Origin of the sequence: Methanohalophilus sp. DAL1 (genome assembly GCF_001683555.1) — an archaeon.
Taxonomy (GTDB): Archaea; Halobacteriota; Methanosarcinia; order Methanosarcinales; family Methanosarcinaceae; genus Methanohalophilus; species Methanohalophilus euhalobius.
In genome coordinates, this window is sequence record NZ_MAFX01000037.1 from 1 (window position 1) to 9,360 (window position 9,360).

The following is a 9,360-nucleotide window of genomic DNA, read 5'->3' on the forward strand; positions in this document are numbered from 1 at the left end:
GTGTTGACGTACCCAACGACAAGGTCATCGAAGAAGTAGCAGCCCACAAAGGCGAGAAACTTCTGCTCTCCGGCTCTGCCCTTATGACCACTTCCATGCTCGGCCAGAAAGACGTCATGCGTCTGCTCGAAGAAGAAGGTCTGCGTGACTCTGTAAAAGTAATGTTCGGTGGCGCTCCGGTCACAGATTCCTGGATTAAGGAAATCGGTGCTGACGCAACAGCAGAAAACGCAGCAGAAGCCGCAAACGTGGCTCTTGACTTAATGAAATAAAATCTGGAGGATTAATTTATGACATTTACCAAATCCGTAACTTGCTATGATTTTTATGACCGTGCCCAGACCGGTGAGAAATGCACCCAGGATGACTGGGACTTAATGACCATCCCGATGAAGTCAATGGAACTGAAGCAGAAATACAATCTTGACTTTGGTAAGGAATTTGTTCCAACCGACAAGGACCAGATGGAAAGGCTGTTCAAAGCCGGTTTCGAGATGCTTCTGGACTGTGGTATCTGGTGTACCGACACCCACCGTATCGTCAAATACACAGAAGACGAGATCTGGGATGCAATCAACAATCCGCACAGGGAATTCCAGCTTGGTAGCGGTCGTGACGCAGTCTACTGCCGCAAGCGTAGTGTAGGTGACAAGAGAAAACCAATCGTGCAGGGTGGTCCAACCGGTTCCCCAATATCTGAAGATGTCTTCATGCCTGTGCACATGAGTTACGCTCTTGAGAAAGAATGTGACACCATCGTCAACGGTGTAATGACCTCTGCCCGTGGTAAATCTCCTGTACCCGGCAGTCCTTACGAAGTTCTTGCATCCAAATCCGAAACCCGGCAGATCAGGACCGCCGCTTCCATGGCAGGTCGTCCCGGTATGGCAGTTTAGGGCCCTGAGACTTCTCTGTCTGCTCAGGGTAACATCGGTGCAGACTGTGCCGGTGGTATGAACTCCAACGACAGCCACGAAGTATCCCAGCTGAACGAACTTAAGATCGATCTTGACGCAATCGCTGTCATTGCCCACTACAAGGGTAACAGTGACATCATCATGGATGAACAGATGCCTATCTTTGGAGGCTACGCCGGCGGTGTTGAGGAAACAGCCATTGTCGATGTTGCAACCCACCTGAACTCTATGGTAATGAGCAGTGCCAGCTGGCACCTTGATGGTCCTGTGCACATTCGCTGGGGCTCCACCAATACCCGTGAGACCCTTATGATCGCAGGTTGGACATGTGCCACCATTTCCGAGTTCACAGATCTGCTGTCCGGTAACCAGTACTATCCATGTGCAGGTCCATGTACCGAGATGTGCCTGCTTGAGGCTGCTGCCCAGTCCATGACCGATACGGCATCCGGTCGTGAGATCCTGTCCGGTGTTGCATCTGCAAAGGGGGTCATAACTGACAAGACTACCGGTATGGAAGCACGTATGATGGGAGAAGTCGCACGTGCAACCGCTGGTATGGATATCGATACTGTCAACCAGATTCTGGATAAACTTGTAGCAAGCTATGAAGGCGATTATGCCAATGCGCCTGCAGGCAAGACGTTCCAGGAATGTTATGATGTTGCAACCGTTACACCGACCGAGGAATACGTCAAGGTCTATGACGGGGCAAAGAAGAAACTCGAAGACCTGGGTCTGGTGTTCTGAGACCACTGGTCAAGATCGGTATATGATACCGATCTTGTTTTTCCCTTTTTTATACAGAAACTATTAATAATATACACTTCCATCAGCTATCCGATATAATGGGTTCTTCGCTAAGTGATACGGTTTGGCTTTCTGATAAGAGATTAAATCTCTTGCTTCTTTTAATGGAAGGTCCCAGGAACATCGATCAGATCAAGACATCTCTGAATGTGACTTCCAGGGGGATGATGCCCCAGATAAAAAAACTGAAAGAGAAGTACCTGATAGTTGAAGAGGGTGATCAATACTGTCTTTCCACGATTGGGGAATTAATTGTTGAGAAAATGCTTCCTCTCTTGAACACGATAGAGATGGTGAACAATGATAATGCCTATCTGGAAGAACATGACTTAAGTGAACTACCACCAAAATTATTTCGCAGGCTGTATGAACTTGGAAATTACCTTTTGATTGAACCAGACCTGAACCATACATTTGAAATTCCCCGGGAATTCACTGAAAACCTGCTCAAGTCCAAAAATATAAAATCGATAATCTCTTTTTACCGACCGGAATATCCTGATATTTATTGTGAATTAATGGAACATGCAGAGAGCATGTCATTGATTATGACACCACCGGTTTTTGAAAGAATGAAGCAGTCATGCAATTCTAAAATGACCCGCCTTATAAGGGCTCCGCATATTCATGTGTATATTTTCCCGGAAAATAGCAGACCTCCGGGCCTTGACACTTCAGATTGGTTTACTTACATAAGTTTTCTTGATAAAAACGGCCGTTATGATCATAAAGATATAATGAGTTTTGACGAGAGTGCCCTTAAATGGGGAGATGAGCTTTTCGACTATTATTGCTCTCTTTGTGAAAAGATTGAAATTTGAAGGATATTAGATGACTCCACAGGAACTTATTGACACTATTTTTCTTTCCGACAAGAGAGAAAGATTCCTTTTGCTTTTGCTTGAAGGTCCCACTGATATAAAAAAAGTAAAAGAGCATCTAAATGTAACCTCTTCCTCCATTCTTCCTCAAATCAAAAAGTTACGGGAAAAAGGCCTTGTCTTCAAAGATGATGAGGGGATCTATGACCTTACAACTACCGGGCGCTTGATAGTTGAAAACCTGTCACCACTTGCATGTATGCTTGATGTTTTTGATTCAAAGGAGTATTACTGGGACACACGCGATATGGAGGCAATTCCCCGCCATTTGGTGGAAAATATAGGTCAGCTGGGTGAAGTTGAAGTTATTGAACCCGATCTTGACCACATGTATGATCTGCAACTGCAGTTACATTCAAATATGCTCAAATCCAATTATATTAAATGTCTGATTTCTTTTTTCCATCCTGATTATGTTGAATTTTTTAATTCCCTTTCTTCTGCAGGCAAGAATCTGGAATTGATTTTTACGGGTTCAGTAATGGAAAGAATACTGGCCGAATCGCCTTCAGATATACAAAAACTGATCGAGCAGGAAAATGTTGATAAAAGGCTTTTCCGGGAAAACGACTACATTCCTTCATTGATTATTGGTGATGATTTTACTTACTTCTGTTTTTTCAATAAATCACACATGTATGACCACAGGGACATAATAAGTTTCACTGAAGGTTCAATTGATTGGGGGACACAGCTATTTGTTTATTGTCGTGACCTTTCTGTTCCTGTTTCCTCTGAGATGCTGTCTGAAATCATAAACGGAAGTGAGTGATTTGGCATGGAAAGACCTGTCACTGAGGTTTAAACTTGTTCTTTATATTGTGGTCAGTGTTTTTCTCATCCTGTCGATTTCATCTTCAATAGTCATATCAACGGTTACTTCACAGGAGGAACAGCTCGCTTATGACCAATCTGCTAAAATGGCACAAAGTTATGCCAACCAGTTCAATGCAGATATGAAGTCCAATATGGCTATTGCAAGGGATATAGCCACCACAATGGGTGCTATTCATGATTCTTCTACAAGAGAAGAAGCCAGTCATGTAGTACGCAGCATACTTGAGGATAATCCTCAGCTGATAGGAACTTATAGTGGCTTTGAGCCCGATGCTTTTGATGGAGAGGATGAACGTTACATAAATACCACAGCTCATGATGGGACGGGAAGGTTTCTTCCCTACTGGAACAGGATAGGGGGGGATATAGATGTTGAGCCACTTGTTGATTACAGTACATCAGATTATTACCAGTTACCAAAACGGGCAAAGCAGGATGTTTTAACCGAGCCCTATTTCTATCAGGGTGCTTTGATTGTGAGTTATGTCTCCCCGATAATTGAAAACGATAAATTCATAGGTATAGGCGGGGTGGATGTAGGTCTGGATTACGTAGATAATACGGTTAGTAGTGTAAAGGCGTTTGAGACCGGTTATCTGTTTATGGTAAGCAATACCGGTATTATTATTTCCCATCCCACAAATAAGGATTGGATTGGTTCCAAAAAACTCAGGGACTTTGATAATCCCGTCTTTCATGAGGTTGCCAGTGATATTGAAAAGGGCAAAAGTGGTTATGTCGATATCGTTGACCCGTCAAACGGGAAGGATGTGATACTCTTTTATGAACCCATTTCGACAGGCAATTATTCAATTCTTCTTTCTGTCCCGAAGGATGAGATTTTTGCAGGCGTAGCTTCCCTGCGGTCGGATCTGTTTACGATCTATACATTTTCTATCGTTTTTATGGGACTGATGGCATATCTTATCGCAGCTTCCTTTAACAATCGGATAAACGGGATTGTGGATGAGTTCAGGACAATTTCGGATTCAGCTCTGGAAGGTGACCTTGACATCAGGGCAAATACGGATGTAGACATTGATTTCAAGAAGATTCCGGAAGGACTCAATGAGGTGCTTGATAGCCTACAGGACGCAAACCGGTTGCGTGCAGAAATGGAAGATGTAGTAAACCGCAGCCCGGTCATCGTATTCAAGTGGAAGTCCCAGAAAAACTGGCCGGTAGAATTTGTATCCAGGAACATTTCCCAGTTTGGTTATACCCAGGATGAGTTTACGAAGGGCAACATTACCTATGCGGATATAGTAGTGCCTGAAGATCTTGGAAACGTTGAGCAGAATCTCCTTGAAGCAATTAACAGGGGTGATAAGGAATTTAATTATGAATATCGAATAATTACGAGGGATGGAGAGATCAAGTGGGTTGAGGAGAGAACTTTCATCGGTAACTTCTCTGCAAACCATTCAAATAAATTACAGGGAATCATTCTGGATATCAATGAACGTAAAAAGGCTGAAGAGGCTTTGAAGAAGATGGGAAAGATTCGAATTAAGGAGATTCATCACAGGATTAAAAATAATTTACAGGTTGTCTCCGGTCTTCTTTACCTTGAATCTCTCAATTTCAAATCGGATGACGTTATAGAGGCTTTCAGGCAAAGTGAGAACAGGGTACGTTCAATTGCCCTGATCCATGAAAAGTTGTATCATTCAGAAAACCTCACCAGTCTTAATTTATCGGATTATATTGAAGATCTTGTTGAACACCTCATCAATTCCTATAATATTGATGAGGATATTATCAAAATTCATCTTAATATCGAGAATCTATACTTGGATATGGATTCTGCCGTACCTCTGGGCATTATTATCAATGAATTGACCTCAAATGCCCTGCAACATGCTTTTATTAAGGGTGAGAATGGGGAAATCAGCATTGACTTTTTTAAGTCTGCAGGTCAATTAATACTTAATGTTGAAGATTCAGGGGGTGCTTTCCCGGATGATATCGACTTCAGAAATACCGAATCACTGGGATTACAACTTGTTTCCAATCTCGTAAGCCAGATAGAAGGGGATATTGAACTTGATACTACAGATTACAGGACCTGTTTCAGGATTATTTTTAGGGATAAAGAGGTGTGATATTGAAAAATTCAAGGATACTGGTTGTAGAAGATGAAGCTATAGTGGCAATGGTTATTAAACGCCGTTTGAAAGATCTGGGTTATATTGTTTCAGGCATTGCTTCTACGGGAAAGGATGCTATCATCAAGGTAGAAGGAACTTTCCCGGATTTGGTACTTATGGATATCAGGCTTAAAGGGGATATGGATGGTATTGAAGCAACCAAAACAATCAAAGATAGATTTTCTCTGCCGGTGGTTTATCTTACGGCTCATTCGGATGATGTAACTTTTAAGAAAGCCAAAGAAACAGATCCGGATGGATATATATTGAAACCTTTTACTGAAAAAGACCTGAGTACTACCATTGAGATCGCTCTTCACAAATTCCGAAAAGAAAAAGGGAATTGAGATAATTTACCTTTGTTCATACAAACTAATTAAGCAATGAACCAATCAATATTTCATGTCACTGACAGTACACTGATGGATATTGTTGAGCAGAGAGAAAAACCGACCCGACATTCCTGCCAATTTGAAAAGAAGCACAGATGAACTGATACATAGTGGCAGTGAATTTGCTAAAAAAACAACGGCGCTGGATTATGACATATCACTTCATGAGTAAAAAGAGCGAGAATTAAATCTGCTCTTCTCCATGTTTGCGCTTTTCAAGTAACTCAGTCGCTATCTCACGCAACTTGAATTTCTGGATTTTACCACTTGCTGTCATTGGGTATTCATCCACTATAAATACATGTTTTGGAACTTTGTACCGTGCAATTTTTTCCATACTGTACTCGCGTATGTCTTCCTCGCTCAGGTCAGTTCCTTCCTGAAGCATTACAAAAGCACCTACGATCTCACCGTACCTGTCATCAGGGATACCTACCACCTGTGCATCCCTGACACCGTCTATGGTGTACAGGAATTCTTCGATATCTCTTGGGTATATATTTTCCCCGCCACGAATGATCATGTCCTTGATACGTCCGGTAATCTTGTAGTACCCATATTCATCTATGGTCCCCAGATCACCGCTGTGGAGCCATCCATCCCTGTCAATTGTCTCGGCTGTCTTTTCAGGCATTTTGTAGTAACCTTTCATTATATTGTAGCCGCGACAGCAGATTTCACCTTGTTGTCCGGGGCCGAGTTTTTCACCTGTATTCGGATCAACTATTTTGATTTCGATTTGTGGCATTGCTATACCTACGGTACTGACCCTCCTTTCAATGGTATCATCGGTACTGGTCTGGGTCATTACCGGAGAGGCTTCCGTGAGCCCGTAAGCAATTGTGATCTCATCGCAGTGCATATCTGAAATGACTTTTTTCATGGTTTCTTTGGGACACGGTGACCCTGCCATGATTCCTGTACGCAGGGATGACAGGTCGAACATATCGAACATTGGATGGTTGAGTTCTGCAATGAACATGGTAGGTACGCCATAAAGGGCCGTACATTTTTCCTTCTGGACTGCTGCGAGTACAAGAAGCGGATCAAATGCTTCAATCATAACCAGCGTTGCCCCGTGGCTCAGGGCCGCAAGTACGCCGAGCACAATCCCAAAACAGTGGAATAGGGGCACAGGCAGGCACAGGCGATCTTGACCTGTGAATTTTTGTTTTTCACCGATGTAATAACCGTTGTTGAGGATATTTTTATGGGTCAGCATTACTCCTTTTGGGAAACCGGTTGTACCGGAGGTGTACTGCATGTTGACCACATCATCAGCGGTAGTGGAAGCTTTTATTTTTGCAAGTTCGGAGTCAGGACAATGTTTTCCAAGCAGAAGCAATTCACGGGTATTGTACATGCCCCTGTGTTTTTCCTGTCCGATATAGATTACATGATTTAGCTCAGGGAATTCCTGGCTTGTAAGATTTCCTCTTTGCTGTGTTTTGAGTTCAGGCACAATGTCATAAACAGTCTGAACATAGTCCACATTCCTGAATCCATCGATTATAGCCAGTGCTTTCATATCTGAATGTTTTACCACATAAGCAAGTTCGTGGCTTCGGTATGAGGTATTTACAGTTACAAGGACTGCGCCGATTTTAGAAGTTGCAAACAGGAAAGTCAGCCAGTCGGGTACATTGCGGGCCCATATGCCTATGTGGTCCCCCTTTTTAAGTCCCAGGGCAAGCAAACCTTTTGCCAGGTCATCCACACGCTCATTGAACTGACTGTAATTAAAACGAAGATTCCGGTCTGGATAAACCATAAAATCCTTTTGGGGATATTTTTTAACCATCTCTTCGAAGACATCTGTTATAGTCTCGTTTTCAAAACGAATAGTACCAGCTCCTTTATGTTTACTGTTCCTCTATCAGGTGTTCCTCGAGCCTTGCACGTATCTCAGGTGGAATTGGTAAAGACTTCTTTTCCATAAAATCATAATGTACAATTACTGCTTTGCCTTTTGCTTTTAATTCTCCTCTTTGCCAGGCTTCATGCCCGATTGTAAAAGAGGAATTACCAAGGCGGGCAATATAGGTACGTATTTCGACATCCCCGTCAAAATACATCTCTCCCAGGAAATCGAATTCTGTGCGAGCCATAATAAGCCGCCACTTTTCCGGAGTGAGATCCAGATCTGGAGTGAATATTCGGAATATAGGATTTCGCCCCTTTTCGAACCACTCGGGAATTACGGTATTATTTACATGACGAAGGCCGTCAACATCTCCAAAACGTGGGGTAACTGTTAGTGTGAACATAGGAATTCCTTAGTAGGGTGTGTATACAACTGCCATTATCTTTGCATCTTCATCTACTGCATGCAGGTCGTGGGGAACTACGGAATCGTAGTAGATACTGTCACCGGCTTCAAGATTGTATGTCTCTTTTCCGTAGAGAATCTCGATTTCACCTTCCAGCACATAAATAAATTCTTCTCCCTCATGGGATGATAGGGGGTGTTCTCCTTGTTGTGGATGTACATCAATTATGAAAGGCTCCATATGGCGGTCCTGTTTGTCAGCCGCTAATGAGTTGAATTCAAGTGAACTCTCTTTGCAATTGGAGCATTTGCCGGAAAAGCGGACAACATGTTTCGATTTGCCTGATTTTACAAACACCGGGCCGTTCTGGGGAGCATCATCAAGAAAGGTGCCAAGTCGGACACCCAGGGCTCTTGCAATGTTAAAAAGAGGTGTTAGTGAAGGAACAAGAGCTCCGTTTTCCAGTTTATCTATCAGTTCAACATCGTTGTTACTTGCTTTTGCCAGTTCTTCCTGTGACATCTCCCTGGATTGTCTGAGCTGGCTTATCTTTTCGCCGAGGGGGTTTTTTACAGACATTGATGCATTCTCCTTTTATACATTAATGAAAATGACCGCGGCACATATTGACATATATATTTAAATAGATATCTTTGATGTTTATTTATGCCGGAAAGTTTGATAAATGTAGAGATAATTATTATTTAACAAATAATTAGAGGAGTGGTCGAATGAAAAAAATAATCATACTTTTAATTGTAATATCCCTGCTGGGATTGGGCTGTACAACACAGGATACGACGGATCAGGATGAGCAGGTTCCAGTAAATGGTGAGGATAATCAGTCAGCTGAAGATAATCAGTCAGCTGAAGATATCCAGCCAGCTGAAGATGTGGATGAAGAAGATAATGTAAGTGAAGCCAATGATACGGAATTGGAGGAATATACTCCAAAGACTCACTATATATTGATAAACAGTTTTTATATTGGTTCTAAAGTACGAGAAATCAATAGAACAGACACAGTTGTGTGGAGAAACCAGAAAAAAGAACCTGGTGTATTTACACTGAAAAGTGAAGATGGTTTGTGGGAAGATCAGAGA

The 9,360-nt window shown here is 42.5% G+C and carries 10 protein-coding genes and 1 pseudogene; 8 read left to right on the plus strand and 3 right to left on the minus strand.

The window, feature by feature from the left end:
• The 7 genes and pseudogenes from A9957_RS07455 to A9957_RS07485 all read left to right on the plus strand — a co-directional run.
• The coding region (locus A9957_RS07455) for a cobalamin-dependent protein (RefSeq protein ID WP_292343720.1) at positions 1 to 272 on the plus strand (272 nt) is incomplete at its 5' end.
• Between the two features lie 18 nt (positions 273 to 290).
• A pseudogene (locus A9957_RS07460) lies at positions 291 to 1,667 on the plus strand (monomethylamine:corrinoid methyltransferase).
• Positions 1,668 to 1,765: 98 nt separating this feature from the next.
• The gene (locus A9957_RS07465) at positions 1,766 to 2,548 is read left to right on the plus strand and encodes a winged helix-turn-helix domain-containing protein (RefSeq protein ID WP_096711258.1); all 783 of its coding nucleotides are present in this window, start codon (positions 1,766 to 1,768) and stop codon (positions 2,546 to 2,548) included.
• 10 nt (positions 2,549 to 2,558) lie between these two features.
• Positions 2,559 to 3,380 carry a winged helix-turn-helix domain-containing protein gene (locus A9957_RS07470; RefSeq protein WP_292343722.1) on the plus strand — a complete coding sequence of 274 codons (822 nt, stop codon included), beginning with the start codon at positions 2,559 to 2,561 and terminating at the stop codon, positions 3,378 to 3,380.
• On the plus strand, positions 3,373 to 5,550 hold the full coding sequence (locus A9957_RS07475) for a histidine kinase dimerization/phosphoacceptor domain -containing protein (protein ID WP_292343724.1): 2,178 nt from the start codon (positions 3,373 to 3,375) through the stop codon (positions 5,548 to 5,550). Before A9957_RS07470 ends, A9957_RS07475 begins: the two co-directional genes overlap by 8 nt.
• Before the next feature lie 2 nt (positions 5,551 to 5,552).
• Positions 5,553 to 5,942 carry a response regulator gene (locus A9957_RS07480; protein ID WP_292343726.1) on the plus strand — a complete coding sequence of 130 codons (390 nt, stop codon included), beginning with the start codon at positions 5,553 to 5,555 and terminating at the stop codon, positions 5,940 to 5,942.
• Positions 5,943 to 6,027: 85 nt separating this feature from the next.
• Positions 6,028 to 6,159 carry a hypothetical protein gene (locus tag A9957_RS07485; protein ID WP_277749696.1) on the plus strand — a complete coding sequence of 44 codons (132 nt, stop codon included), beginning with the start codon at positions 6,028 to 6,030 and terminating at the stop codon, positions 6,157 to 6,159.
• 12 nt (positions 6,160 to 6,171) lie between these two features.
• On the opposite strand, the gene A9957_RS07490 is transcribed toward A9957_RS07485, so the two are convergent.
• From A9957_RS07490 to A9957_RS07500, 3 genes are all read right to left on the minus strand, one after another.
• On the minus strand, positions 6,172 to 7,788 hold the full coding sequence (locus A9957_RS07490; protein WP_292343728.1) for an AMP-binding protein: 1,617 nt from the start codon (positions 7,786 to 7,788) through the stop codon (positions 6,172 to 6,174).
• A 61-nt stretch (positions 7,789 to 7,849) separates the two neighbouring features.
• Positions 7,850 to 8,254: a thioesterase family protein gene (locus tag A9957_RS07495; protein ID WP_128754776.1), complete on the minus strand. Its 405-nt coding sequence runs from the start codon at positions 8,252 to 8,254 to the stop codon at positions 7,850 to 7,852.
• A gap of 9 nt (positions 8,255 to 8,263) precedes the next feature.
• Positions 8,264 to 8,836, minus strand: a complete 573-nt coding sequence (locus tag A9957_RS07500; RefSeq protein ID WP_128754775.1) for a helix-turn-helix domain-containing protein — start codon at positions 8,834 to 8,836, stop codon at positions 8,264 to 8,266.
• Positions 8,837 to 8,988: 152 nt separating this feature from the next.
• On the opposite strand from A9957_RS07500, the gene A9957_RS07505 reads away from it, so the two are divergent.
• The coding region (locus A9957_RS07505; protein ID WP_394328856.1) for a hypothetical protein at positions 8,989 to 9,360 on the plus strand (372 nt) is incomplete at its 3' end.

Excerpts from the sequence above, each read along its gene's own strand:
- A9957_RS07495 (WP_128754776.1), bottom strand. The coding sequence starts at position 8,254 with ATGTTCACACTAACAGTTACCCCACGTTTTGGAGATGTTGACGGCCTT.
- A9957_RS07500 (WP_128754775.1), bottom strand. The coding sequence starts at position 8,836 with ATGTCTGTAAAAAACCCCCTCGGCGAAAAGATAAGCCAGCTCAGACAA.
- A9957_RS07490 (WP_292343728.1), bottom strand. The coding sequence starts at position 7,788 with ATGGTTAAAAAATATCCCCAAAAGGATTTTATGGTTTATCCAGACCGG.
- A9957_RS07465 (WP_096711258.1), top strand. The coding sequence starts at position 1,766 with ATGGGTTCTTCGCTAAGTGATACGGTTTGGCTTTCTGATAAGAGATTA.
- A9957_RS07470 (WP_292343722.1), top strand. The coding sequence starts at position 2,559 with ATGACTCCACAGGAACTTATTGACACTATTTTTCTTTCCGACAAGAGA.